The 26,968-nt window shown below is 50.5% G+C and carries 20 protein-coding genes and 1 riboswitch; of the genes, 9 read left to right on the top strand and 11 right to left on the bottom strand.

Going from position 1 to position 26,968, the window contains the following annotated elements; genetic code table 11:
• Positions 1 to 44 precede the first annotated feature (44 nt).
• The 4 genes from JWJ90_RS06605 to JWJ90_RS06590 all read right to left on the bottom strand — a co-directional run bounded on the left by JWJ90_RS06605 (position 45) and on the right by JWJ90_RS06590 (position 2,049).
• On the bottom strand, positions 45 to 818 hold the full coding sequence (locus JWJ90_RS06605; protein WP_205226417.1) for a thiazole synthase: 774 nt from the start codon (positions 816 to 818) through the stop codon (positions 45 to 47).
• A gap of 3 nt (positions 819 to 821) precedes the next feature.
• Complete coding sequence (gene thiS, locus JWJ90_RS06600) at positions 822 to 1,019, bottom strand: sulfur carrier protein ThiS (RefSeq protein ID WP_205226416.1); 198 nt, start codon at positions 1,017 to 1,019, stop codon at positions 822 to 824.
• Between the two features lie 218 nt (positions 1,020 to 1,237).
• Positions 1,238 to 1,332, bottom strand: a riboswitch (TPP riboswitch).
• 86 nt (positions 1,333 to 1,418) lie between these two features.
• Positions 1,419 to 1,820 carry a cell wall hydrolase gene (locus JWJ90_RS06595; RefSeq protein WP_205226415.1) on the bottom strand — a complete coding sequence of 134 codons (402 nt, stop codon included), beginning with the start codon at positions 1,818 to 1,820 and terminating at the stop codon, positions 1,419 to 1,421.
• A gap of 4 nt (positions 1,821 to 1,824) precedes the next feature.
• Positions 1,825 to 2,049: a NifU family protein gene (locus tag JWJ90_RS06590; protein ID WP_338032297.1), complete on the bottom strand. Its 225-nt coding sequence runs from the start codon at positions 2,047 to 2,049 to the stop codon at positions 1,825 to 1,827.
• A gap of 114 nt (positions 2,050 to 2,163) precedes the next feature.
• Here JWJ90_RS06590 and recD2 point away from each other — a divergent pair, with 114 nt between their 5' ends.
• The 4 genes from recD2 (at position 2,164) to JWJ90_RS06570 (ending at position 6,047) form a co-directional block, all read left to right on the top strand.
• The gene (gene recD2 / locus JWJ90_RS06585; RefSeq protein WP_240194789.1) at positions 2,164 to 4,641 is read left to right on the top strand and encodes an SF1B family DNA helicase RecD2; all 2,478 of its coding nucleotides are present in this window, start codon (positions 2,164 to 2,166) and stop codon (positions 4,639 to 4,641) included.
• Positions 4,642 to 4,761: 120 nt separating this feature from the next.
• Positions 4,762 to 5,649, top strand: coding sequence for a bifunctional 5,10-methylenetetrahydrofolate dehydrogenase/5,10-methenyltetrahydrofolate cyclohydrolase (locus JWJ90_RS06580; RefSeq protein WP_205226413.1), 888 nt, complete (start codon positions 4,762 to 4,764; stop codon positions 5,647 to 5,649).
• A 22-nt stretch (positions 5,650 to 5,671) separates the two neighbouring features.
• Positions 5,672 to 5,860 carry a hypothetical protein gene (locus JWJ90_RS06575; protein ID WP_205226412.1) on the top strand — a complete coding sequence of 63 codons (189 nt, stop codon included), beginning with the start codon at positions 5,672 to 5,674 and terminating at the stop codon, positions 5,858 to 5,860.
• Positions 5,853 to 6,047 (top strand): hypothetical protein, encoded by a 195-nt coding sequence (locus JWJ90_RS06570; protein ID WP_205226411.1) that lies wholly within the window; start codon positions 5,853 to 5,855, stop codon positions 6,045 to 6,047. The genes JWJ90_RS06575 and JWJ90_RS06570 overlap by 8 nt, the downstream gene beginning before the upstream one ends.
• 77 nt (positions 6,048 to 6,124) lie before the next feature.
• Here the strand turns inward: JWJ90_RS06570 and JWJ90_RS06565 are convergent, their stop codons facing one another.
• The 3 genes from JWJ90_RS06565 to JWJ90_RS06555 form a co-directional block, all read right to left on the bottom strand.
• Entirely contained in the window at positions 6,125 to 7,894 is a 1,770-nt protein-coding gene (locus JWJ90_RS06565) for a chloride channel protein (protein WP_205226410.1), read from the bottom strand.
• Positions 7,895 to 8,038: 144 nt separating this feature from the next.
• Positions 8,039 to 9,427, bottom strand: a complete 1,389-nt coding sequence (locus JWJ90_RS06560) for a sigma-54-dependent transcriptional regulator (protein WP_205226409.1) — start codon at positions 9,425 to 9,427, stop codon at positions 8,039 to 8,041.
• A 22-nt stretch (positions 9,428 to 9,449) separates the two neighbouring features.
• Positions 9,450 to 10,301, bottom strand: coding sequence for a PHP domain-containing protein (locus JWJ90_RS06555; RefSeq protein ID WP_205226408.1), 852 nt, complete (start codon positions 10,299 to 10,301; stop codon positions 9,450 to 9,452).
• A gap of 318 nt (positions 10,302 to 10,619) precedes the next feature.
• Between JWJ90_RS06555 and JWJ90_RS06550 the strand changes: the two genes are divergently transcribed.
• Together JWJ90_RS06550 and JWJ90_RS06545 are read left to right on the top strand one after the other, a co-directional pair.
• Positions 10,620 to 11,432: a CbbQ/NirQ/NorQ/GpvN family protein gene (locus JWJ90_RS06550; protein WP_205226407.1), complete on the top strand. Its 813-nt coding sequence runs from the start codon at positions 10,620 to 10,622 to the stop codon at positions 11,430 to 11,432.
• 19 nt (positions 11,433 to 11,451) lie between these two features.
• Entirely contained in the window at positions 11,452 to 13,686 is a 2,235-nt protein-coding gene (locus tag JWJ90_RS06545) for a nitric oxide reductase activation protein NorD (protein WP_205226406.1), read from the top strand.
• A gap of 144 nt (positions 13,687 to 13,830) precedes the next feature.
• Here JWJ90_RS06545 and JWJ90_RS06540 read toward each other — a convergent pair whose 3' ends face one another.
• The gene (locus JWJ90_RS06540) at positions 13,831 to 14,562 is read right to left on the bottom strand and encodes a PilZ domain-containing protein (protein WP_205226405.1); all 732 of its coding nucleotides are present in this window, start codon (positions 14,560 to 14,562) and stop codon (positions 13,831 to 13,833) included.
• Positions 14,563 to 15,224: 662 nt separating this feature from the next.
• Here JWJ90_RS06540 and JWJ90_RS06535 point away from each other — a divergent pair.
• Positions 15,225 to 16,913 (top strand): methyl-accepting chemotaxis protein, encoded by a 1,689-nt coding sequence (locus tag JWJ90_RS06535; protein WP_205226404.1) that lies wholly within the window; start codon positions 15,225 to 15,227, stop codon positions 16,911 to 16,913.
• Positions 16,914 to 17,218: 305 nt separating this feature from the next.
• On the opposite strand, the gene JWJ90_RS06530 is transcribed toward JWJ90_RS06535, so the two are convergent.
• A complete protein-coding gene (locus tag JWJ90_RS06530) occupies positions 17,219 to 18,544 on the bottom strand; it encodes an alginate export family protein (RefSeq protein ID WP_205226403.1) in 1,326 nt (441 codons plus the stop codon).
• 724 nt (positions 18,545 to 19,268) lie between these two features.
• Here JWJ90_RS06530 and JWJ90_RS06525 point away from each other — a divergent pair.
• Together JWJ90_RS06525 and ppk1 are read left to right on the top strand one after the other, a co-directional pair.
• Positions 19,269 to 19,910: a class I SAM-dependent DNA methyltransferase gene (locus JWJ90_RS06525; RefSeq protein WP_205226402.1), complete on the top strand. Its 642-nt coding sequence runs from the start codon at positions 19,269 to 19,271 to the stop codon at positions 19,908 to 19,910.
• Positions 19,911 to 20,092: 182 nt separating this feature from the next.
• Entirely contained in the window at positions 20,093 to 22,306 is a 2,214-nt protein-coding gene (gene ppk1 / locus JWJ90_RS06520) for a polyphosphate kinase 1 (protein WP_205226401.1), read from the top strand.
• 157 nt (positions 22,307 to 22,463) lie between these two features.
• On the opposite strand, the gene JWJ90_RS06515 is transcribed toward ppk1, so the two are convergent.
• Positions 22,464 to 22,955 (bottom strand): hypothetical protein, encoded by a 492-nt coding sequence (locus JWJ90_RS06515; protein ID WP_205226400.1) that lies wholly within the window; start codon positions 22,953 to 22,955, stop codon positions 22,464 to 22,466.
• Positions 22,956 to 23,201: 246 nt separating this feature from the next.
• On the bottom strand, positions 23,202 to 26,846 hold the full coding sequence (locus JWJ90_RS06510; protein WP_205226399.1) for a DUF3683 domain-containing protein: 3,645 nt from the start codon (positions 26,844 to 26,846) through the stop codon (positions 23,202 to 23,204).
• Positions 26,847 to 26,968 lie beyond the last annotated feature (122 nt).

The raw sequence follows: 26,968 nt of genomic DNA, 5'->3' as shown, positions 1-26,968 counted from the left end.
TGGTTTTTTAAGTATTCAAATCAAAGGGGGATGTGTGCTCCAAGCTACTCGTCCAAAAATCCGGTCAGCGGTGAAGAGGCGCGTGCCAGCGTCGATTCGTCCGCCATCTCTGCAAGATAGGCTGCACGACCGGCTTTCACCGCCAGGTCAAAGGCCCGCCCCATGGCTTCTGGATCCTGGGCGGTGGCGATGGCGGTGTTCACAAGAACCGCATCTGCACCCATTTCCATGGCCGCAGCAGCCTGAGACGGTTTCCCGATACCGGCATCAACCACGACAGGTACCGTGCAATTTTCAATGAGCATTGCAAGCAGAGGCTTGGTCTCCAGTCCACGGTTGGTACCGATGGGAGCTCCAAGCGGCATAACCGCTGCGGCTCCAGCATCTTCAAGTCGTTTCGCCAGTGTGAGATCCGGCAAAACATAGGGCAGCACCTGGAACCCTTCTTTGGCCAGAATTTCGGTTGCCCTGAGGGTTTCCCAGTTATCCGGCATAAGGTACTTCATGTCGGTGATCACTTCGATTTTAATGAATGTACCGCACCCGGCTTCCCGAGCAATACGGGCAATGCGTACGGCCTGTTCTGCGGTGCGGGCACCCGAGGTGTTGGGAAGCAGGGTTACATCCTTGGGAATGTATTCAAGAATGTTTTCTGACTGTTCGGTTATATCGACCCGGCGCAGGGCAACGGTTATCATTTGCGAGCCACTGGCAGCCAACATCTGTGGAATTTGTGCGTGTGCTCCAAATTTTCCCGTACCGGTGAGTAAGCGGTTGCTGAACGTTTTACCGCCTAATATGAGAACATCATCCTGCATGGTTCAACCTCCTCCGACAAAACTGAGCAGTTCCAACCTGTCTTCCTCGTTGAGGGAGGTTGCCTGCCACTGTTCTTGTTTGATGATTTGCTGATTGAGTTCGACAACCAGTGGGCCTGCATCGAGTCCTCGACTGGCTATCAGATCGGCCAAGGTAGGGGATTCGGTGTGTTCCTCGTTACCGTTAATAAAAATTTTCATGGTTCTCCTATTGGTTGGGAAGAGACCGCAATGAAAACCTGGAATAGTAGGCATAAGCGACCGCAAACAGCGGTTCTGATGCCACGAATTCAGGGAAAAACTCAATAAGAGGGGGGAGATGAGGCAGGGAATGGAGGACGCGGCATAAAAAAAAGCCGCTTGTCCTCCAGGAAGGGCAAGCGGCTTAAAAACAGCCTAAGACCGAATATTCCGGTCTTCTTGTATCTTGTCCGCTTCCCTTCGCCGGTATTAGCCGGATCAGGTTCAATGGGTATTATCTCAGGCGCTCTCTGCGCCACCCCTCGCGATGATCAATCTTTAGAATTTCTTTTTGTTTTTGTCAATACCTGATTGAAAAATGATGAGAAATCCGTGAATTGTCTTGTACTTATAAGAAGGTTAATAGGTAGATGCCGAAATGCTGGCATCGCTATCCTTATAAAATTTATGGGACCCGTAACGCCCGGTGTACATCAGGCTATTGGCCCATTTGGGAGAAACATTCACATGGTGGTAAAAGGTTGATCCCTTCGTAAAATCAGGGGTTACCATAGCTTTGAAGGCGACCAGCAGGGATTCCTGCAAGGGGTTGACTTCAAGAGGGACATACGATTTTTTTAGAAACGTCCAGCTGAACTGTTTGGGCGCCATGATGACTTCGGCAAGGCTCTTCTGCTCGTCAATGGCACGATTGAGTGTCACATGAGCAACGGCCAGTTGTCCGATTTCAGGCTCACCACGAGATTCGTGGTATACATTCAGGCTCAACCAGAGCAGACTTTCAACAAAACCAAGGGGCATATTCTCAATCGACCGCCTCTACGGCCCGGATGGTCGGAAGTTCACTCTTTACAAACTTCTCAATACCTTCCTTCAGTGTGACGCGTGACATGGGGCACCCTTTACAGGCACCGGTCAGTCGAACCTGCACCACGTTGTCGTCGTCCAGGCGGACAAACTCAACATCGCCTCCGTCCCGCTGCAGGGTCGGACGGATCTGCGCCAGCACTTTTTGAACATTTTCCTGCAATTGCTTCATCAACGACTCCTTTACCATAAAGCAAATATGGAGTAAGAATGGCAGAGATTATAATACTGTTGAAACGATCAGACAAGGAACAATTTTAATTTCGGTTGATCAGGTTTGGAACAGACGGATATTCAAGAAAAAATCCGTGGTATTGTCGAACGAGTCACATATCACAATGAAGCCAACGGTTGGTCTGTTTTGCGAGTCAGCCTTTTTGGAGGTTTTGGCGAACTGGAAACGGTAACAGTCCACCAGATGAAAGTGTACGCCGGGGCCACCATGGAGTTTACCGGCGCCTGGGGACAACATCCCAAATTTGGTCGCCAGTTCAAGGCGAAGTATGCCACCGAGCTTCGCCCCGCCACGGCAGGTGCCCTGGAAAAATACCTGGGAAGTGGCCTGATCAAGGGGGTGGGGCCTAAAACTGCTGCTCGTATTGTTCGTCATTTCGGTGAAGAGACGTTACAAGTTTTTGAAGATGAGATAGATCGACTGACCGAAGTTGAAGGGATTGCTGAGAAAAAACTCACAATGATTCGTGCTGCCTGGGGGGAGCACAGGGCCATTCGAGAAGTGATGATGTTTTTGCAGTCCCACGGGATCTCAACCCTGTTTGCAGTGCGTATCTTTAAGCTTTATGGCGAGCAATCCATCGGACTTGTTCAGGAAAATCCCTATCGATTGGCCCAGGATTTTTATGGCATCGGTTTTTTTTCAGCTGATCGCGTTGCGCTTTCACTAGGGTTTGCCCCGGACTCAGAAGTTCGTGTCCGTGCTGCCATTGCCCATGTTCTCTCTGCAGCGCGTGAGTTCGGTCACTGTTATCTGCAACTGGCACAGATCATCAGCCAGGTTGAAGAGTTGCTGGGACTGGAGTTGCAGGCCACTATCCCTGCTCATCTCGATGTTATGGCCAGGGAGAATCAGCTGAAAATACGCATGCTTGCCGTAACGGACTCCGCTGATCGTACTCCCTGCTATTATGCGAAATCACTCTATTATGACGAAGAGTATGTCGCCAGGCGCGTTGGTGGGGCTGTTGGCCGACGGCAGGTTGATGGTACGCGTGTCGAAGACTGGGTGCATCGCTTCACCAGCGCGCAGGAGATGGCATTAAGCCCCGAGCAGGTTGAGGCGGTTTGCTCAGTGGTCGATCAGCGTTGTTCCATTCTCACCGGTGGACCCGGTTGTGGAAAAACCACAACCACACGGGTGATCGTGGCCCTGCTCCGGGCCATGCACCAGCGAGTCGCGTTGACTGCCCCCACGGGGAGGGCTGCCCAGCGTATGGGCGAAGTTATTGGACTGGAGGCCAAAACCATCCACCGGTTGCTTGAATTTCAGGGCAATGGATTTAAACGTTGTGAAGAGCATCCCTTAGAAGCCGATTTTCTCATCATCGATGAGAGTTCCATGCTTGATATCTCCCTCACTGCCTCCCTATTGAAGGCTGTTGCCCCTGAAACAGCGATTCTTTTTATCGGCGATGCCGATCAGCTACCATCGGTTGGCGCAGGCAACGTGTTGCGGGATTGTATTGACTGTGGAGCCGTGCCAATATACCGTTTGACCACCATATTTCGCCAGGCAAGTGCCTCAAATATCATTCAGACGGCACACCAGATTAACCGGGGGGAGATGCCACAGCTCGATTCCCCCTTCAAGCATCCCAAGCTCTGGCAGGAGAGCGACTGTTTTTTTATCGACTCCAGCGAGGCCACCAAGCAGCAGTTGCAGTTCATTGCCCGGGTCAAGCAGGAGTATGCGGATTTTCAGGCTCGAGAAGAACTCTACGAACAAACACCGTACGTCTCTATTGAATGCGGTGAAAACAACCCCGATTTTTCCGTGCCGGAGAAGTTTGCCCATGTCTCTTTGAGCGAGCTTGCCACGGCAGATTCAGGTGCTGCCGAGTTGATTGCACTTGCCAAGAAGACCCATCCCTGGTCTTCGCTCTACTACGGACTCACCGCTCTTGATGTCATGCGTAAGCTCTATAGCCAGTGGGTTCCGAAATACTTTCCGGGTGCAGAAATCCAGGTGCTGACGCCAATGATTCGCGGCTCTTTGGGGGCGGCTGGGTTGAATACGACTCTGCAAGTCAGTGTCAATCCGCCTCATCCGGATAAAGCGGAACTTCAGGTGGGAGAGCGTGTGTTTCGTGTGGGCGACAGGGTAATCCATCGACGGAATAACTATGACCTCAATGTTTTTAATGGAGATATCGGTCGGATTGTCGCGATTAACAACAGCGAGTTAACCCTCTGCGTCGAGTTCTTTCCGGAACTGCGGCGGGTTGAATATAGTCGTGAGCAGATCACAGAGCTGGATCTGGCCTATGCCATCACCATTCATAAATCCCAGGGGTCCGAATTCGATGTAGTCCTCATCCCCGTTCTCAGCCAGCATTATCGTATGCTTTTCAGAAACCTTATCTATACGGGGCTGACCCGAGGGAAAAAACTGGTGGTTCTGGTTGGCGCCCGCCAATCACTTGCCATGGCGATCCAGAATCAGGATACATCAAAGCGACAAACCGCTCTTGCCCAGTTGATTCAGGAGGGCAGGAGCCATACAATGGGACGTGCGTGATCAATAAAGGGAATCCGGTCGGCTCATGTCGACTATCTGCGCTTGAAAATTTCGGCACGTGCAGTACTTTAGAAATTTTTTTCTTCATCTCTACAAACATCTTTTTTTGAAGTGAATATTATGCCAGCACAAATTATCAGCGGTGTTGAAACCGCCAAGGCCATCCGTGAAGAACTTGCCACTGAAATTGCCGACTTGAAGACCCAGCATGGTGTGGTTCCCGGGTTGGTGACGATCCTTGTTGGTGAGGACCCTGCCTCCCAGTCCTATGTGGCGGCGAAAAATAAAACCGCCCATGCCCTTGGTATTCATTCCGAGCAGGTAACCCTGCCAGCGGACACCTCTGAGGAAGAGTTGCTGCGTATTGTTGGCGAATATAATGCTAATACCGCGATCCACGGAATTCTGGTGCAGTTGCCCCTGCCCAAGCATATCAACGAGGCAAAGGTTCTTTTTGCCATCGATCCGGAAAAGGACGTTGATGGTTTTCATCCGGTTAATGTAGGTAAAATGATGCTTGGTGAGCGCTGCTTCCTGCCCTGCACCCCGCATGGCATCCTGGAACTCCTGCAACGTTCCGGTACGGAAACCTCCGGTGCCGAAGTGGTGGTGGTTGGGCGCTCCAACATCGTCGGTAAGCCCATTGCCAACCTCATGCTGCAAAAACGCGAGGCGGGTAACGCCACCGTGACTATCTGCCATACCCGGACCAAAGATATGGATTACCATACAAAACGTGCCGATATTCTGATCGTCGCCGCCGGTGTGCCGAAAATGATTAAAGGCAATCAGGTGAAAGAAGGGGCGGTAGTCATTGATGTCGGGGTGAACCGTATAGGGCAGGCGGAGAGTGGCAAAGCTATCTTGGCAGGTGATGTCGACTTTAATGATGTGGTGGACAAGGTCAAGGCCATCACTCCTGTTCCTGGTGGCGTCGGCCCCATGACAATCACCATGTTGATGAAAAATACCCTGCAGGCTGCAAAACAGGCGGCTGGCCTGATCTAACCCTGCATTCCAGGAGGGCTCTATGGCTGAGGAAAAAAAAGTCTGTCCAACCTGTGGCGGCAGTGGCGAAATAGGCTACTTTGCCGGAGAGAGTCGGTTTTTTATCACTCAGGAAGAGTGCCCCAACTGCTGCGGTATTGGCTATATCCTTGAAGAGGAGGGGGAACCCTCTTCTTCTTCACCACCAGCACAAGAATCGTCCGATGAATGAATCTGATATTTGGGAGTTGCTTGGCGACCTTGAAGAAGATCAACTCCTCCAGGTGCTGACCCAGCTTTTTGCCCGTTATGAAGAACGGTTGGGGAAAAATCCGGATGACCCGGCGGCAGCCCTGTTTTTCCGAGACCTCTCCGTTGTCCTAGAGCAGGTTCAAACCTGTAATCTCAATCGGCGCTAACCAGTTCATATCATACGCGGCAGGAACGGTGTCTTTTTACCTTAAGCCAGATCGTATTCCTGAATGCGTAACAGATGTCACGGTTTTTGTTTGTGCATCGGGATAAACCAGGAGCGAGACGGCAGAATCCGGTCCTTGAGGATCTGCTGGTCATAGGCTGCTACCAGATCGGATTTTTTCAGAATCCCGACAATGATTCCCGACTCCTGCCTGGACCTGACCGGGACAAAAGAAATGGTATGGCGGGCAAACAGATCAAACGCGTTTTCTAAACTGTCAGTCTCACTCACAGTGATAACCTTTTGCTGCATCAGACGTGAGGTCGGAGAGGTCCAGCTGATTTCACCGGGTGGATTGCGGCTCATCAGGCTACGCAGGTCTCGCAGTGCAATAACACCGGAGAGTTGCCCCTGGTGATTGAGCACCACAAAATGAGGGAAAGAACTCGCCGCCATCTGCTCCGCTAATCTTCCCAGCGGGAGACTTTCGTCGACCGACTCATATTCCCGACACATATAGTCTTTGACCAACATATTGCGTAATCGGTTCACATCGTGGCCGCGCACGATATTAATTCCCCGACCAAGCAGATTTGTCTCATAGACCGAGTAGCCATGCAGCAGCTGGACAACCAGCACACTGGGAATACAGGCGACCATCAGCGGCACGATGACCTCATAGTTGTAGGTTAGCTCAAAGATGGTGAGTATGGCCGTTATCGGGGCAAGCGTGGTGCCACTGACAAGTGCTCCCATACCAATTAAACTGAAGTGAGCGGTCAGGGGATGCGTGGCCGGCCACAGGACCTGGGCAATGTTGCCAAAGACTGTTCCGACCATGGCGCCAAGAAAGAGAGAGGGGGCAAAGATACCACCGCTCATTCCTGAGCCTAATGAAACCCCCGTGGTCAAGGTCTTGAGAAGCACCAGCCACAACGCCAATGCCAGCGGTAACTGATTGGTCAGTGCCTGGTTGATGCTGTCGTAGCCCAGGCCCAACGCCTGCGGGCAGAAAAGTCCGAGCAAACCGACAACCAGGCCCCCAAAGCCGGGCATGGCCCATCGGGGCAAAGGGGATTTTTCAAGCAACCGCGGCAGGCCAAAGACAAGACTCATGAGCAGCAGGCCCAAAAGCCCACAACAGAGGCCCATTGCCAGGTATAAAAGCAGATCAGCCGGATGCTGCATGCTGAAGGCGGGAATGTGAAACACCGCTGCACCCTGCCAGCAGGCGCGGCTGACCAGGGTCCCGGTGACCGCAGCTATAACCAGGCTGCTTAGGGCCACCGCCTCAATTTCCCGAAGGATAATTTCAGCAACAAAGAGGGTCCCGGCCATGGGGGCCTGAAAGGTGGCGGCAATTCCTGCCGCGGCCCCACAGGCAACGGCCATGCGCAGCTTGTCCCGGTCGAGTTTCAACAGTTGGGCGAGGCTGGAGCCAAGGGAGGCACCAATCTGGACAATGGGCCCTTCGCGTCCCACCGAGGCACCAGACGCTATGAACAGGGCGGTGGCCCCGGTTTTAAAAAGCGTCACCCGGTGGCGAATCTGGCCACCTCGCAGGGAGAGCGCTTCGATCACTTCGGGAACACCTGGGCCGCGAGTTTCAGGAGCAAAAAAAACAATGATGGGACCGAGCAGCAGGCCTATGGAGGTGGGAAGCAAAAGCCGATACCACCAGGGAGAGGATTGGGCATGCTGAAAGAACAAAAGGATCCAGTCGAAGAAGAGGAGTAACTGGTGGATCAGCCAACGAAAAAAGACAGCCCCCAGACCCGCGAGCGCACCGATGAGGATGGCAATGAGTAGGGGATACAGGAGGGTGCTGATGTTTTGTTTTCGTCGCACGGAAAAAAGAAACCTCCTCTTTCCAAGAGATGAGGGAATGCGTCGAAGAGCAAGCCTGGATCAGGGCAGTAAATGGCTTTGCTTTTTGATCCGGGAGTAAACAACTGAGTCCGCCACCGCGGGGGGACGGAATCAGGTCAAAATTTATTTTTTACGTCGTTGCAAATTATACTTTTTCATCTTGTATTGGAGCAGGCTCTTGGTGATGCCCAGCTGTTCCGCAGCCCGTGCCTGGACATAGAAATTATCGTCCAGGGCTTTGCGCACCAGCTTCTCTTCAATGCCGTTTAACACCTCGGCAAGGCTGAGATTATCGGGAATGAACTGACTCAGCTCCAGTCCGGTTGACCACTCCTGGGCGGTGATTAATTCACTGGAGTCGGGTTGCACGTCCTCTGGTTCGATGCGATCACCGTTGCAGAGAATCGCAGCCCGTTCGATGGTGTTTTCCAGTTCGCGCACATTGCCCTCCCAGGGCAGGCTGACCAGAAGACGCAGGGCCTCGGGGGAGATGTCGAATTCCTTTCCCAGGGTTTTGCTGTTTTTCTCAATAAAATGGGTGACAAGCGGAGGGATATCATCCACCCGTTCCCGGAGCGGCGTCAGGTGAATATGAATCACATTGAGCCGGTAGTAGAGGTCTTCTCGAAAATGCCCCTTGTCTACCTCATCCTTGAGATCCTTATTGGTTGCGGCCAGAATGCGCACATCCACATTCTGGGTGACCGTGCCGCCCACCCGTTCAAAACTTTTATCCTGGAGCACCCGCAGTAATTTGGCCTGGAGCTGCTGGGGCATTTCACCTATTTCATCAAGGAAAAGGGTGCCGGTATCAGCCAGTTCAAAACGACCCTTGCGCATGACCACCGCATCGGTAAATGCCCCTTTTTCATGACCAAAGAGTTCGCTCTCCAAAAGGTGCTCGGAGAGGGCAGCGCAGTTGACCGATATAAAAGGCGCGTCTTTGCGGGGGCTGAGATTGTGAATAGCCCGGGCAACCAGTTCTTTGCCGGTCCCGGATTCTCCGGTGATCAGCACCGAGGAGGGGGTTGGCGATACCTTTTCAATGAGCTGGTAGACCGCGCGCATGGATGGGCTTTTGCCGATCATGCCGCCAAAACCGGATTTCGGCGTGGCCTCTGCCCGCAGGCGCCGTATTTCCCGCACCAATCCATAATGCTCCACCGCCTTGGTCACGCTTGCCAGGAGCTGTTGATTGGAAAAAGGCTTCGCCAGATAGGTAAAGGCGCCAAGCCGCATGGCCTCCACCGCCTTTTCCACCTCAGCGTAGGCGGTGATAAGGATAACGGGAAGCTCTCGGTTGAATTCCTTGATCTTTGCCAGAAACTCGATACCATCCATTCCGGGCATCTTCATGTCGGAGATAACCAGATCCAGGTCAGTGGAGTAGACGGTGGGTAACCCGGCCTTGCCGCTGTCGGCGGTGAAAACCTCGTATCCCTCGTCCTTTAAGAGCTCAGCGAGAACGATTTGATAATTAGGTTCGTCGTCAACAATGAGAATGGTATGCATGGCGTATGGTCCGAATGAGAGTTTACCGATTGAGGGCGTGCTGGCGTTCTTTGATCTCTTTCAGGATAGAGCAGGGGGGGCAGAATTCATGGCTTGTTCCAGCCAACCGATGGGTTGGCCGGGTCTGTCCGTGAAAATCACTGCCACCTGTGGCAAGTAAGCCCAGTTCCTGTACCAGAGCCCGCAGCTTTTTTTTCATTTTACGACTATGCGTGGGATAGTACAACTCCAGGCCGTCAAGTCCGCGTAAAACGAGTTCACGAATGATGGCCGGTTGTTTGCGCATCTGTTTGTCAATGTGCCCTGGATGGGCCAGCACCGCCACCCCGCCACAGCGGTGGATCATGGAGATGGCCTCCGCTGCAGGGTAGGAAAAACGACTTGCCCAGGCGGGTTTGTTGCGGCCAAGAAACTGACGGAAGGCAGCCTCGAAGGATTCAACCACGCCATTCTCCACCAGGTACCTGGCGATATGCGGTCGTCCAGTCTGGCCGCAGCCGGAGATGCGCTCCACCTCAGCGGCACTGATCTCAATGCCCAGGTTTTGTAGTTTTGCAAGAATTGCGTTGTTGCGCTTGTCGCGACCTTCCTGCAGAGGGCGGAGCCAGGCAAGCAGACTCGGATCCGTAGGATCAATGCCGTATCCCAGCATGTGGAGCGTATGTTCTCGTAAGGTGGTGGAAATCTCTACCCCTGTTATAATGGGAATCCCTGCCTCTTTGCCAAGCCGGACAAGTTCCGGAACCCCCTCAACGGTATCGTGGTCAGTGAGTGCCAACCCTTTGAGACCGTTTTGGGCAGCAAGTTCTATCAGTTCCGTTGGTGTTGAACTGCCATCGGAATAGACAGAGTGGGTATGCAGGTCAATACACATGGAATTTGGGGTGTTTGCCTAGAAAGGACGTTAAGCGGAGCAGGCAATCCGGGCACCGCCACCTGAGCTTCAATGTACTCATGGCCTGGACATTGCGCAATAACCAAATGAAATTGCCGGGAAAACTATGCTTGTCAATTTTGAGAGCTGTTCTTATGGTTGCCTCATACCTTAGATTCGTGAGCATTCATTGGGTGAGGCTGAACACAATATAATTTTCTCAAAAATTTTCACTGACTGAGGTGAATACGTTGTTCTGTAAGCCACCCGCCGTCACAGATTCAGGTCATACTCAACTCATATTACTCGGAGGAACTGATGTCAGGACAACAGTTGCGCATTGATGAATATAGAATCGAAACAGAGCCCTATTATCTGGCCACGGGTGACGAACTGGCCGTTGCCGAGGCGGCCTACGCAGATGGTTCCCCTTTGTTGCTCAAAGGCCCTACCGGTTGCGGTAAAACCCGATTTATGGAGTATCTGGCCTGGTACCTGAAACGGCCACTGGTGACCGTGTCCTGCCATGACGATCTTTCGACCTCCGATCTTGTTGGGCGGTATCTGATTCGTTCCGGAGAGGCTGTCTGGACAGACGGTCCCCTGACCATGGCGGTGCGTGCCGGAGCCATCTGTTACCTTGATGAGGTGGTGGAGGCGCGGAAAGACACCACTGTGGTCATTCATCCCCTTGCAGATGACAGGCGTCAGCTTCCCATTGAAAAGAGGGGTGAGTTACTTACCGCACCCAATGAATTTATGCTGGCCGTCTCCTACAACCCTGGATACCAAAGTGTGCTCAAAGATTTGAAAGCATCCACCCGGCAGCGTTTTGTTGCCCTGAGCTTTGATTATCCTGAAGCAGACATGGAAGCGGAGATTGTCTGTACAGAAGCCGGTGTTGACGCCTCGCTGGCCAAATCACTGGTCAAGCTGGCGGGAATGACCCGAGGGCTGAAAGACTCGGGGCTGCCAGAAGGGGCCTCGACCCGGCTTCTGATCCAGACCGGAAAGCTTATCGGCCGTGGTATTTCAGTCAAAACAGCCTGCCGGGCTGCCATAAGCGAGGCCCTTACCGACGATAAAGAGTTGCTTGCGGCCATGGACGAAATGATCAGTTCGCTCTTCTAACCCAGCACGAGAGACGGCTATGGAATTGGAAGTACTCAAAGAACGGTTTTTTGAGATAGTAGCGCCTTCCATTCCCAACGAATGGGATGTGGAAGAGGCGCTTGGTCCCCTTGCCAGCGATGAAGCCGAATACGTAGACGATATTTTTTCTCAGATTCCAGCTATATGGCCGGTGTCCCATTCTCTTTGTTTTGCCTACCTGCATGCAGCCGGTCCTGCGCTCTGTTGTCTGGATACAGATGAACTTTCCCTCTGGGTGCATAGCTTGCTCGATCGTTACGAGACTGGTGGATTGCGCGCAGCGCAGCACTTCATGGAAAACGTGGAGCAGCAGTTTGCCTGTTATCGACGAGGGGAAGGCGGTCTTCGCCTGGTTGATGTGCGGGGACGTCTGCAGCCCTATGTCAACGGCCTTGCAGGCAGGGAACTGACGCTTATAACAGCGGATATGCCCTCAACCGATGGCGAGTCCCTGTTTCTTCCCGGCGAAATAGGAGTCTTTTCTGAGCAGGATTCTAATTTTCTTTTGTATAAGCTCATGGCGAGTTTTCAATGGGCCTGTCTTGATGGCGGCACGTTTGAGGCACCTGCCCACCTGCCCCTCAAAAAGAAGCAGGCGCATCCGCTGGACTGCTTCTTTTCCGAATTTGACAGTCCTGCCAATGCCCGATGTCTGTTTCATTTTTTTGAAACCGCGCGCATTCTGCAGTACCTCCGCGAGGAACTCCCCGGCTTGATGCGCCAGGCTGCTCCGCTGTTGGATCAGCTCATGCAAGATGAGGCGGACTCTTCCTCTCTTCTTTCCCGTTTGCAGGATGGCCTGCTGCATAATCATTGGCTTGATGAGGGGACGTCAGTGGTCGATGATACCGCCCGTCAGCTTGTTGCAACTGTTGTAGAATCAGCCAAGGATAACAGCGGCAGCCTGGATGCGGTCCGTGAATTGATGCCGCTTGTCGATGTCCATGAAAATTTTGAGAACACCAAACCACTTGTTTTTCAGGGGAAGTTACGGTTGCAGGAGATGCGTAACCTTGGCCTACGCGCCAAGATGGATAAAGAGTTGCGTATGATGCAGTCGGCGCATCTGCCACCTGTACTGCAACAGACTCCCAAGGAGCAACAACCAGCCAATGGCGGCCAGCAACAGGGCCAAGATGCCGCTATGATCATTGATATCGAGACAGCTCTTGAACAGTTGCCGCCGTTTATGCATTCGCAGATGAATTTGGAATCGGCACTGCCTGAGGAAAAAAATTCTCAAACCACAGAACCAGGCCAGAGTGCGACCACGGAAAATACAGTCAATGCCAACGAAGGCAGCGGTGGTCAGGTCTTTGCCAAAGAAGGGCAGGGGGGACGTGGTGGAGAGCCGGAACATTTCGAGCCCATTGTCTATGATGAGTGGGATTTTCGCCGTAAAGGGTTTCGCAAAAACTGGTGTGTGGTTCGGGAAAAGGAGGTCACACCGGTCAAAAATACCTTTATGGAAAAGACGCTTACGCAATACCGCGGGCATATTCGTCGCCTGCGGCATCAGTTTGAACGTCTCCAGACAAGTGAACGCTTTGTCCGGCGTCAACGGGAAGGCAGCGACATTGATTTTGACGCGGTGGTTGAATCCATGTCGGATATGCAGGCGGGCCGCCATGGTTCAGATCGGCTCTTTATACGCCTGGCGAGAGAGCAAAGGGATATAGCAGTCTACTTTCTGGTGGATATGTCCAACTCCACCGCAGGATGGGTGGGACAATCGATCAAAGAGGCGTTGGTGTTGATCTGTGAGGCCATGGAGGTGCTCAATGATCGTTATGGCATTTATGGATTTTCAGGGATGCGGCGGCTGCGCTGTGAAGTCTTCCCCGTCAAGCGCATGGACGAGCGGTATTCACAGACCGTACGGGAGCGTATCAGTGCAATCGGCCCTCGTGAGTACACACGTATGGCGCCGGCAATTCGCCACATGACCTCGCTTTTTTCCACGGTTGAGGCCAAAGTGCGACTGCTGATCGTCCTTTCTGATGGAAAACCTGAAGATTACGATGATTACAAAGGGGACTACGCCATTGAGGACACGCGGCATGCGTTGCTCGAGGCCAAGGCTCAAGGGATTCATCCCTTCTGTATCACCATCGATCGGCAGGCTCACGAATACATGGACCATATGTATGGTGAGGTGAATTATATATTTATAGATAAGATCAAGCAGTTGCCTGCGCGGATGTCAGAGATTTACCGTTCGTTAACGAGTTAGTGTCTGTATGAAATAAGGATTTTTGTTCAAGTTCAGGGAAGCATCGACTCCGAAACGACCATTTCTGGATGGGGACGAGTTAAGTGCAAGGCGATGAACGCCGAGAATATTTACGCCTCGCTGGTTGCAGCGGGGCTTTTTTATTCATTCGGGAGAGAGATCAGGTCGCCTATTGAATGCAGACTGGCAAGCTTCATGGAGAAGCCGCAGGTAAAGCTGCTCACGGAATTCTTCGCTGATTCCAAGGAATTTAGCACCGAAACCATCGTCGCTTGTGCGGACCACTGTGGCCTTCAGCTGGACTTGACCTATGAGCGGAGGGTGTGAGGGAAAGGCTATATGCCCCTCAAAATCGGTACCAACCGGCAAAACAAGGGTGGCCTGGCACACACCACATCCACTAATTGAAATATCGCTAATCTTTGCCTCTCCACTTCCAGCAGGGGAATCATAGGATATGCGGAGATGACGCAGTTTGAGGCGAATGCCGCCCCTTGGTGTCATAGATTCAAGTTGCTGTTCGGCATGCTCCGAAGAGTCCACGTACAATGGTTGATAGCTGTTTATCTGATCGGTAAAGCTGAGAATTTGCCGACAACTGATGTTGTCTTTATCTATAATCCTCACTATTTCCCCAGCCTTGTGGACGAGAAGGTAATCAATGATTTTTTTGAAGACCGGAAGGCCTGCGACATAGATCAGTTGACACCGAGAAATATCGTTCACCACCTCAAATCCTGGCTTGAGGTCGGCAACCGCAAAACGAACTTCCGTATATAGTTTTTCTAAGGAAGGAGCGTCGATCTTTCCTGAAAGGGTAAGGTACAGCCTGTTTTTAGCAGAGTCGACATAGGCCTTAATCTGAGTTTTCGACATGTTCGGCGGAAATTTCAAGCTCAACTTGAGGAAGTAAACGGTAGAGGAAAGATACATGACCGTCGTACAGGAACAGCTGCACCAGTCACGTTAGTATATCGTTTTCATTTTCTCTCTGTCAAAGAAATGCGGAGCTGCCTGTATATTCTGAGTAGGTATGTTGCAATACTCCCTGAATGCGTGAGTCTCCATCACCTTTGGGCCATCTCGAACTGGCCTCTGTAAGTTCTCTGTTTTTTCCTTCCTTCTCAATCAATTTTCAAGAACTCCTCCAGGATACTGATATTTTGAGAGACTGTGCCAAGGTTAGCCGTGATTTTCCATTTAGAGGATAAATCGTTTTGGGTGGAGTGAAAGCTCGTCATCCTGGGGATATCCTCAAATTCGTAAAGGTCTCCGCCAAAAAGGAAACACAGCTTCATTCTGGTACCGTTTTTGGATATAAATAGACGAGCACAGGTGCATTAAGGGAAAACCCTTATTCTTTCCATTTTAACTGCATTTGAAACATAAATTGTCGGAATATTTGATGTTCACCATACAATGCATTTGTGGAGCACTATTTTTTGACGTATACCATGATAAAGGAACAAAATACTGTCATCCCGGATTAAGAAGAAAAAATACCCCGTAAATGAGAACACGTTTAAGGAGTCCGCATTATGATAGGGTTTAGTCGATTGAATATTCGGAATAAGCTGATAGCAACCTTTACTTTAATCCTCGTGTTCATGGCAGGGATCGGCTGGGTAGCCTATCACGGGATGTCGTTGATTAATCAAAATCTCAACGCATTGTTTTCCGTCAGTTTACCTTCACTGGATTTGCTCATTGAGGCAGATCGTGATCTGCATCAGGCGCTTGTCGCCGAGAGAACAATGATATTTGCAGATGTGCATTCATCGGTATATACCTCATTAAAGGATGATTACGAAAAGAATATCCAACAGGCCATTGATCGCTTTGGCAAGTTCGCTCAATTGGTTTCCTCTGAGGAGGAGCGCACCCTTATTCAATCCTTTGAACAAGATCGAAAGACCTGGCAGCCGGTATCCCGTCAGGTAGAGGATCTTGCGCAATCAGGTACAGCTGAGGCGCGTCAACAGGCGATGGCTTTGAGTCTTGGGCTGGCAAGTGAGCTCTTTGAGAAGGCGCGAGGTAATATAGATAAATTAACTGAAATCACATTAAAAAACGCAGGAATAGCCCGTGAGCAGGCCGAGGCTACCTACAGCAGGGCTCTTATTACCTTTGTGAGCATACTGATAACAGCGTGTGCGGTTGCCGCCGCCATGGCTTTTATTCTCAGTCTGGCTATTGCCAAACCTATTCGGGAAGCTGTGTCCGGGTTACAGGATATTGCCGAGGGAGAGGGTGACCTGACCAAAAGACTGACGATCCGCTCTCAGGATGAAATCGGGGAACTCGGCACCTGGCTGAATGTCTTTATGGAAAAAATGCAGGGGATCATCGGTCATATCAGTCAGAATACCTTGGCGTTGGATGGCTCATCCAGAGAGCTACTTGAACTTTCCGATGGTCTGGCCAGTGGGTCGGGAAATGCCTCGAAACAGGCGGAAAGCGTTGCTGCTGCCGCAGAAGAAATGAATACAAACCTGGGTAATGTGGCTGCGGCCATGGAAGAGTCGACCACCAATATCAGCATGGTGGCAGCCGCTGCAGAGGAGATGAACTCCACAATCAGTGATATCGCCCAGAACGTTGAGCAGGCCAATCAGGTCGCAGGTAATGCGGTCGACCAGGCAGCCCAAACCGTGACGAAGATGGATGCATTAGGCGAAGCCGCTCAGGCCATTGGCAAGGTCACGGAAACCATCACCGAAATTTCCGAACAAACCAACTTGCTCGCCTTGAACGCAACCATCGAAGCGGCCCGTGCCGGAGAAGCGGGCAAGGGGTTTGCTGTTGTTGCTAATGAGATTAAGGAACTGGCCAAGCAGACTGCGGATGCTACCTTGCATATCAAGGAGCAGATCAGTGGAGTGCAACAGACCGCCTCTGAAACGGTTGTGAACATAGATTCCATTACCAAGGTGATCAATCAGGTCGGTGAAATCGTAAGTACCATAGCCGGTGCTGTCGGGGAGCAGGCTGAGGCAACCCGAGAGATCGCTGGAAACATATCCCAGGCATCCATGGGCTTGCAGGAGGTCAATGAAAACGTGAATCAGAGTTCGGCAGTCGCCTCGTCAATCACAGAGGATATCACCGGGGTGGGTGTCTCGTCCACAGGTATCGCGGATGGCAGTAAGAAGGTGAGTGCCAGCGCGGGCGATCTACAGAATTTGGCAAGAGATCTGAAAAAGATAGTTGAGCAGTTTAGGATTTAACCTGAATCCGTGAGCATTCATCAGTGCGCCAGTTTCGTTGTTTGTGACATGCCGATTAAAGTAAACTTTATCGGTATGTTACAGGCAATGAAGGTGGTGTGCTAATGGATGCCCCAAAGGGCGGCGGGAGCAACTGAACAATATATGAATTTGTAAAAATAGATCGTCTTATTAAAAAGATGCGTTGTTCAGTGACCACCCGCCGTCACGGATTCGGGTTTAAGCTAAAAAAGGTAAAAAAAAGCCACATCCCGTGCTAGGTGGGATGTGGCTTAAGCGAAACAACGAAAAATTCGGTAATCTGCTTAGAAAGAGATGGAACCGAAGATCATCATGTACGACCAGTTGTCGTCGCCAACGTTTTTTTCATACACTTCATCGGGGGTAGCGATACCACCAACGAGAGAGAGATACAGATAGTCCGTGACGTTCCAGTCGACGATGACATCGTATTCTTGAGCGATGTCTTTACCTGAGCTATACTCGTTATAGTTCAAGTATGCCATGGTAACGGTAACTGCATCGGTAGGTTGTACGGATAACTTGAGCATGTGGGTCTCAAGGTTTGAGTTCCAATAGGAGTTGTCGTCTGCATCTACAGCGACACCGTATTCTCCAATGATCTCACCCTGATACCATTGTTCCCATCCTGTAGAACCGTAATACATAGAGTCGTATTCGGTATCAAAGCTGGCGTAACGGTAGGTGAGGGTTGGTGTGTACGGACAGTTCTCGAAGGTGTAGCCGATCTGAGCATACCAAGCGTTACCGTTTTTAAAATTGTTATCCTTGTCTTCATAGACATACTCAAACTCCAGATGCAGAGGTTTGAGCGCGTCCACACCGGCGATGGCGAAGGGGTTGATCCCAACGCGGCCATTGTAGATCATCATGGAGTCACGTTTTTCGGTATCTGAATCAACGCCATAGATACCAGCACCAACGTAGTACATCCCCTCTTCATTGTACTCTACGTTACCGCCACCAACTTTGGTGTCAGCACTACCAGTATTGTCTGCTTTAAAATAAGCAACATCGCCAGACCAATTGCCACTTGTCATCTTGATGACACCTAAGTAGTCGGCACTGTTCCGGCCGCCAATCCAGTATGCAGCACGTCCCCAGCCCGCACCTCCTTGGTTCGCAAAAAGGAAACCATTGCCGACTACATATTTATCCCGACCGATTTTAACGTCAATGGCATCTTCTCCCAGAGCACTGAAGAGGTCACCTGATTTCCACCCTATGTAAGCGTGATCAAAGCGCAATGAATGATCATCATAACCAACATTGGACAGTGATGCATCGTTGCCGCCAAAGGTATTTGACTGGGTGATGTCCAAGGCGCCGTAGATAGACTGGGTGTTATCCAAACCAAAATTGAACTCCAGACCGGGACGAATGACAGATTCCATCCAAGAATCAGAGTCGACGTTTGCGCCGAATGAAGTGTTGCTTTGAGCAAAGAAGCCAAAGGATGCGCCAAAGGTAACTTTAGCGTAGGAGCCGTTATCGCCGCTCCAGAACTGGAGGGGGCTGGTGGCCTCTTCTGCCTGAACGGTGCCACCCATGAGAACGGCGGAGAGCAGCAGAGATGCCGCTGCTACGGGTAATTTTGTTTTAGTGTTCATTGTGTCCTCTTTCTTCTGTGTTTTTTGTGATGATGAACATCAGAACCGTACAGAAAATAGTGTGCTTTATGGCTCAATTCGATTCGGGAACCAAATTTTCCTAACGTGTTGCAAATCCTTCAAAAGGTGAAGGTGATGCTCAAAAAAGTATAAAAATTTGGCCTGAAAGTACCATACTCACACAAGCCTAACAAGAAACAAATAGAAGATGATTGAAGGAAAATAGATGGGATTTCAGTGGTATCTAGTTTAAATTATTTGTTTTTTCTTGCCAGAGAATCGAATTTTTGATTGGTAAAAAAAATTATATTTTTTTTTGAGCGTATCCTGCTTTTTTCCATGATGGTCGGAGTTCTCGACGGGATACGTTCTTTGGCTATCAATGAATTCGGGGTGAAATTGTTCATGAAAAGAAACCGGTATTAAAATTTTTCGTGGTAGAAGAGGAATATGTACTCTTAGGGAAGGAGTGTAAAAATAGAGACCAGTATTGTACTTTATAGAGTATTCGTTTAGGATCTATCTCTATAACTCTTTTGTACGGGGTGCAAAAGAGTGAATGCTCTATGCACTTCTGTATCAGTTCTGCTTTTTTGTCTGCATCTTGATCTGTGGGGCTTCAGGTATTCTGCACGCGAGCCTTGCTTCATGAGAACAAAAACAGTCAACAGTCTGCCTGGTATGTGCTCTCATGCCAGCTCGCCACTGAAGAAAGAGGGGGCCAATGAGTATAGAACACCGGAATTTTGACTTTGCTGCTGAACATTGGGATAAGCGCTCGCAACGGGTGTTGCTTGCCCAAGAGATTGCAGATGCGATCCTGAAAAAAATTCCTGAGACGGGCTCCCTTGATGTGTTGGATTTTGGCTGTGGTACTGGTCTGATCACCATGCAACTTCAACCCCTTGTTCATTCCATTACCGGTGTAGACAGTTCAAATGGAATGCTTGAAGTGCTTAAACGCAAAATTTCCAATCTCAAATTGTCCAACGCTCGAACCTTTCAATATGATTTTACCCAAGGGCAGAGTCTTCCCGGAAAATATGATCTAATCGTTTCAAGTATGACATTCCACCACGTCAAGGCCATCGATATTTTACTGCAGCAGCTGTATCGTCTCCTGATGCCGGGAGGGGGGATATGCATTGCAGACCTTGATGCAGAGGACGGAAGGTTTCATGGCGATAATACGGGAGTGTATCATTTCGGGTTCGAACGGGATCGGCTTCATGAAATCTTTTGCCAGGCCGGTTTTATCAATGTGACCATTGAAACCGCAACGCACATTGTAAAAGCTGATAGCCAGCAAAACGAGTCCAGCTTCAGTGTCTTTCTTTTAACGGCAGGGAAACCTGCAACACCCTGACCTCACCCGTTTCGTTCCCCTGGTTTCACTTTTCTGGCGTTCTTTACAGCTCTCTGACTGCATGAAGAGACGTTTGTTTTTGCCAAAAGGTGAATTTTTACAAAAGATGTTCAGTTTTTAGTCTGAAGTACAGTAAGTTCAAGGAGTTCAGGCTTAGTCAGCTTTCGTGGAGGCTCATACTTATGGAAAATCTGGCACACTCCGATTCCAATTTCTCGGAGCAGCATTCTTCAGAGCAGACACCTGTTCCTGCTTTGGAACAGATCACAGATTTGACTGCTCCCCAGTGGTATCTGAATAGAGAGCTGAGTTGGCTCGAATTTAACCGCCGTGTTTTCAACGAAAGTAAAGATGAACGCAATCCTCTTCTGGAGCGTGTGTTTTTCCTTTCGGTTATTGGCTCCAATTTAGACGAATTTTTCATGAAGCGTATCGGCGGCCTCAAACAGCAGGTCGGTGCCGGGCTCAAACTCCTTTCCAGTGATGGCCGGACCCCTCAGCAGCAGATCGATGAGAGTTACGAGATGATTCGTCAGCTGCTGGAAGAGCAGCAAAAGCTAGAAAGAGAACTCCTCCACCTGCTTGCACTGCATGATATCCATATTCTGAAATACAGTGAGCTTAACGCTCAAGAGCGCGAGCAGTTGGCCAGTTATTTTCATGAACTTATTTATCCCCTGCTTACACCGCAGGGGATGGACCCTGCCCACCCTTTTCCATTTATTTCCAACCTGTCACTTAATCTCCTGGTCGCCACGCGCCACAAGGATGAGGAGCATATCTTTCTCAATCGCATCAAGGTGCCAACCACTGGCACAGGCATAACCCGGTTTATTCCCATTGAACATGGAACCCACAGATATGTGCTCTTTGAGGATCTCATTGCCCATAACCTGGAAACAATTTTTCCTGACATGGTTATAGAAAGCTGCGAGCTTTTCCGCGTCACTCGCAATGCCATCACCGAGCAGTGGTCGGAACAGGCGCTCGATCTGCTCTCAATGATCGAAACAGCCTTGCAGGATAGAAAATTTGCAGAGATTGTACGGCTGGAGGTAGATGGCTCCATGACCCGTGAACATCGGGGCATGCTGGCCGCCCATCTGGGTATCGACTCTCGCAAGGATGTTTTCACCGTTGACGGTATCATGGGCAAGCGCGATTTAATGGAAATTGTGTCCATCGATAAACAGGAGCTGCACTTTCCACCGCATCAACCCCTTGATCATTATAGACTTGCCGGAGATTTCCCCAGTATATTTCATCTCATCCGTGAGGAAGGGCCTTTTCTGCTCCAGCATCCCTATGAATCGTTCAGCTCCTCAGTTGAGCGTTTTCTGCAGGAAGCCAGTGTCGATCCCAAAGTATTGGTGATCAAAATGACGTTGTATCGAACCTCGGCAAACTCTCAGATCATTCAATACCTTCTGGATGCAGCCCGCAACGGTAAGCAGGTGGCTGTTGTGGTTGAACTGATGGCTCGCTTTGATGAATCGGCCAATATCCATTGGGCGGCCCATCTGGAGCAGGCCGGCATTCACGTTACCTATGGGGTGGTTGGATTGAAGACCCATTCCAAAGTCATCTTTGTAGTGCGGCGTGATTATGAAGGGCTCAAGCGTTATGCGCATATCGGTACAGGCAACTATCACGCTGGAACTGCTCGAGCTTACAGTGATCTGGGATTATTGACCTGCGATAATGAAATTGGCAACGATTTGACGGAGTTTTTTAACTTTCTTACCCTGGGATACGCACCATCCCGAAATTACCAGAAACTGTTGCCTTCGCCAAAAATTCTGAAAAGGACCTTGTTGGAGAATATCAAACGGGAGATAGAGCATCAGAAAAAAGGGAAAAAGGGACTGATTCAGATGAAGACCAATGCTCTCACGGATCAGGATATCATTATGGCCTTGTATACTGCTTCTCAGGCCGGGGTGCACGTAGATCTCATAGTGCGTGATAGCTGCCTGCTTCGCCCTGGTATTCCCGGTCTCTCTGAAAATATTCACGTTATATCGCTTGTTGGGCGTTTTCTGGAACATGCCCGCATATACTATTTTGCCAACAACGGTAGAGAACAGTACTACATCGGGTCGGCTGATATCATGAAACGAAACCTTGATCGACGGGTTGAGGTGATTGCTCCGGTCGAAACAACAGGGTTGCAAAAACAGCTACGGGAAGTGTTGGATCTCCAACTTGCTGATAAGCGGGGAGCCTGGGAGATGCAATCGGATGGCAGTTATATCCAGCGCCAGCCGGAAAAGGATGAGGAACAATGTTCTGCGCAGGAACTGCAGATTGAAAACAGCGAAAAACGTCTCGCCGAAGCCAGGCGAATGTTTAAACGGCAGTACAGCAAAAAAATAGCCAAGAGAAAAAATAAATAATCGGGTGTCTCTCCCCTAAGCCGGTGGAGCATCCCGTGCTGAGTTTTTTTCAGGACAAGCGGCAGAAGATAACAAAAAGACCGCAGCAAGATGCTTTTTGCTGCGGTCTTTTTTGTTTTGTTCATTGAATCTCTGAGAGAAAAATCAGGTCATGCGCTTATCGTCGATGTCCATGCCCATGTCCATGTCTGTGTCCCTGATATTCTTCGTCATACTGCCTTCTGGGATAAACACGCTCCGGCGGACGATGCCTATACCGTTTGTACTCGTAGTATTCCGGGGGTTTGACGACCTGATGCCGAGGATGGAAGTTATTTCGTTTTCGATATCTGGGGGCATAGGTGTTTTTGTACCAACCATCGTCGATAAAATATACTGGACGCCCACAGGCCTGATACCTACCGCAGTAGCGGTACCAGTGCTTGATATGGGCTGGGGGAACACGGAGATAGACCGGTGGATGCCAGGTGCGTACCCGCTGGGCAATAATGGGTTCTGGAAAAACCAGAAGTGGCGCGGGGTACCCACCAATATCAATCTGACCGTAAAAACCAGGCTCACCAATGGAGATGGAAATGCCGGCAAATGAGGGGGGCGTAAGAAGTGCCCAGAAAAAAAGTGCTGTGCAGAGAAATTGAAGCCTTTGCATGCCGCCTCCTGGGGTGAAATGAAATGCAAAAGAGATACGAATGCGTCAATGGCCGCTTCGCCCGCGCATCCTGTTAAGAAAAGAAGAGTAAGGTATTAGGACGAAAAATTCGAGTGAAAAAGATATTTTCTTCCAGCAAAAAACCATGAAAACGACCCACTTTCTGCTCGGAAATTTGAAGCCAGTATATGATGAGGCAAGGTGGGGAGGGGAACGCCTCCCCACCTTTGAAGAAACCAGTAAGACTTAGAAGGTGACGATCTCCGCACCTGCAACCAGTGTTTTAAATTCATTTTTCCAGTCTGCCCCGCCCAGTTCTTCCGCAAGGAGGACCGCCAGATGTTTGGGGGTAACTCCCAAATCACGGTTTCTTCCAAGGCCGGAGATACAGGAAGGGCAGTTGGTGATCATGGTCTGTTCTGGGCCATTGTGCTCTTTATGCTCGTTGAGATAATCACGTTTCCTCTGGAGCATGGCGCCCGCAATATCCGGTCGGGAAAGGGCCAGAGTACCAGCCTCGGAACAGCAGCCGTCAATGGAGTCAATTTTGCCGACGAGGCGGCGGAGCATCACCGGACCTTCCCCCTTGAGAGAATCATGGCAGGGAGCGTGGTAGAGAACCTGTCGGTCCTGTTGACGATGAAATTGATCACCGGCCTGTTCCAGGACAAAATAACCGACATCCTCCAACTCGCAGCTAAAGATCTCCTCGGCACCAAGTTCGTGCAGGGATTCACGACAGGTGCCGCAACTGATGACCAAACCATCGAAGTGAATGTGGCCCAGCATCTCTCGAATCTGGCTGAGGATGATGGTGTCTCGCAATGTCACGTCGGAGTGCATTTTTGACTTGGCATTGGCCTTCGCCGGGAACCCACAACAGAGGTTAGACGGAGGGAGCACGACTCGGGTTCCACTTTTGAGTAGGGTGTAAATCGAAGCCTCGGCAATATCAGCGTATAGCCGTTCAGAACCACAACCGGGAAAGTAGAACACGGTTTTTTCAATGGTACCGGGCGGGTTGATGAGCATGGCCTCATTTAACGAACAGGTCGGCAGGTCGGCCCGAAGTGCTTTTTTAGAAGGCTGCATCATCGGTGATTTGAGCATATTCACCAGGCGCCAGTTTTTGCTGCGTATCGCGTCCGGGGCCTGGCTCATCATCTCGGCGGCAAAACGTTGTATGCTGGCGCCCCATTCGACAACTGTTTTGCGAAAGACGCTGTTGTAGAGCCGGTTGCGGGTCTTCAGAAAGTGCAGCGACATTTTGGTCGGCAGGGGGGAGTGCTTAAAGCCGCGTTCGCTGAGAATCTGCCGTTCAAGAATCGAAACCTTGGCTGTATCGATGTCCACCGGGCAGGGTTTGAAGCATTTGCCGCAGAGAGTGCAATGGTCGGCAATTTCTTCCAGGTTTTTGAGTTGGTTGAATCGGGGAAAGTGAGAGCGCTGCATATCATAGAGCAGTGCCTCAATTAAAGAGCCAATGGCCAGATTTTTATTACGGGGGTGAAAAAAGAGGCTGGAACCCGGATAGAAAACGCAGCAATCGGCCTTGCACTTTCCACAGCGTATACATTTGGAGATCATGTTGGCCAAGGTTTCCAGGGATCCATGCTGGAGAATGCGGGCTTCAAGCTCAAGCAGATTGAAGGAAGGCGTAAATACCTTGTCTATAATTTTCGGGTCCACCAATTTACCAGGGTTCATTACTCCACGCGGATCAATCTCCTGACGGTATCTGGTGAGTTCATCCACCAGTTGTTCGTCAAGAAATTTCATCTTGGTGATGCCGATGCCATGTTCCCCCGATACAACACCATCAAGGGCAACAGCCTTGGCCATGACATCGTCTGCTGTTTTGGCAGCCCGTTCCATCATGGACCGGTCGTTGGAGAATACCGGTATGTTGACATGGACATTGCCATCGCCTGCATGCATATGGGTGGCGATGATGATGCGACGTTTTCGTACCTCGTCTATTATGCGGTGGATGTTGGCGCTGATGCGTTTGTAGCCGCGAAATAGCTCAAGGAGTTCTGACTCCATTTTCTTCAGTCCAGTTTCGGCCTGAAGAGCCTCGATATCACGTTCTCTGATTTTTCGCAGTGCCAGAGTGCAGATCTCATCGGCCTTGGGGATCTTGGCCTCCAGCCAATCCGGATCTTCGATGGGCTCTGCGGTCTGGAGGTACGCAAGAATTTCCTGAAGCACACACTCCTGGTTGTAGATATCCTCATCTATATTGGTGCTGTCAACGAAGCGGGCAAACTCAGCAAGCGCGGGCAGGGGCAACACTATATCTTCATTGAGTTTGAAGGCATTGGTTCGGGCCGCAATCGCACCAAGCCGTTTTCTATCCCGCCAAAAGCGGGCAGCTTCGTCCGCATCACTGGCGACAAAGGTCTCGGTGTTGACGTAGCGAGCTAAAAGTTTGAGCAGGCGCTCTTTCCCGCGCATTATCTGCTCGGTAGTATGTGCCACCATGTCAATGAGCAAGACAGCTTTGGGCGGATTGGAACGGGCAGCCTTGAATTTGTAGTTAATGGCGCGGATGTATTCCTCATCAAAATGCTCCAGCGCCATCAGGGCCTCTTCCCCCTGGTTGGTAATTTGCTCGGAGATTTCAACGATAACCTTACTTGCCTCATCCATATCCTGGCCAAAAAATTCGAGACAGAAGGTCATCTTCTTCTCGTAGGCCTCATAGAGGATGAATTCAGCCGAGGTAATGATGCCATCGGTTCCTTCTTTCTGAACACCAGGCAGGCCCGCAAGGGCTTTGTTGGTAATATCTTTCCATAAGCCTTTTTTACGGATCTGGTCACCGCGAAGCTCGATGCAATTGATCAACTCCTTTTGGTCATTGAAGACCTCATAGACGACCAGATCATCAGGCAATATTTTGCGCATCCGATGGTTTGCCCTTCGTACATGCACCAGGCCGCGACCTGGCATGGCAATGGTATAGCCCAGCAGGTTATCTATGGCCGTGCCCCAGAGAACAGCGGTTTTTCCTCCGGCATTTTCCGAAATATTACCGCCGATGGTCGAGGCCCAGGCGCTGGTGGGATCTGTGGCAAAGACCAACCCCTGTTGTTCACAGTATTGCATCGCATCCTGAGTAATGACTCCGGCTTCAAGCCTGATAACAGGCATTTCAATGGCTTGGCCGTTATCATTTTCAAAATTGCGGTGTTCAATACCGTGAATGGTGTTGAGCTTTTCGGTGTTGATAATCACGCAACCAGAACTCACCGGCACAGCACCACCGGTCAGCCCCGTGCCGCCTCCACGAGGAATAACCTTGAGTCCGAGTTCGCCAATTGCTTCAAGCAGAGGAGCAACCTGTTCTTCTTTTGCCGGGCGAACAATGGCCACTGGGAGATGCAGGCGCCAGTCAGTGGCGTCGGTGGCATGACTGATCACAGAAAAGGGATCAAAACAGACATTCTCCCCACCGATTATCGCCCCTAATTTTTTGCGGATATTTTTCCGATTTGCAGAGGCCTGGTTGATCTCTGTCTGCAACTCTTTGGACTTCTCACGGCAGAGCCGCACCAGGTTGACAACTTTGCTGGTGCGTTCGCTGTCAATATTGACCTTTTGGGCCGTGGATTCGATGATATCGAGGTCCTTTTTCATGACCTTGAAAAAGGTCAAACGGCGATGGGGAGAGTCAATCAGTTCTTGATAGAGGAAAGGGTTGCGATGGAGAATAAAGAGATCACCGATACAGCGCATCACCAGGCGTGCTGAACGACCGGTCACGCGTTGGGAGCGTAGCTCATCGAGATCGTCCCAGAGTTCCGGGCCAAACAGGTGATTGATAATAAGCCGGTCATCGGCAGAAGTAAAATTGTATGGTATTTCGCGATAATTGGTAGCTTTCATCTATCTATCCGTACTTCAGTGACTGTGGGAAATAACCTGAAACCACAAGAGTGAGTGAGGCTCGGCGGGAAGGTTACTGCTCGGATTACTTGTTGGAAATGAGCGAAGTTCTGTGGTGAAAA

This window comes from Desulfobulbus rhabdoformis (genome assembly GCF_016919065.1).
In the GTDB taxonomy this organism is placed as follows: Bacteria; Desulfobacterota; Desulfobulbia; order Desulfobulbales; family Desulfobulbaceae; genus Desulfobulbus; species Desulfobulbus rhabdoformis.
The sequence above is the reverse complement of the archived record's forward strand: the minus strand, read 5'-3'. Positions and strand labels throughout refer to the sequence as shown.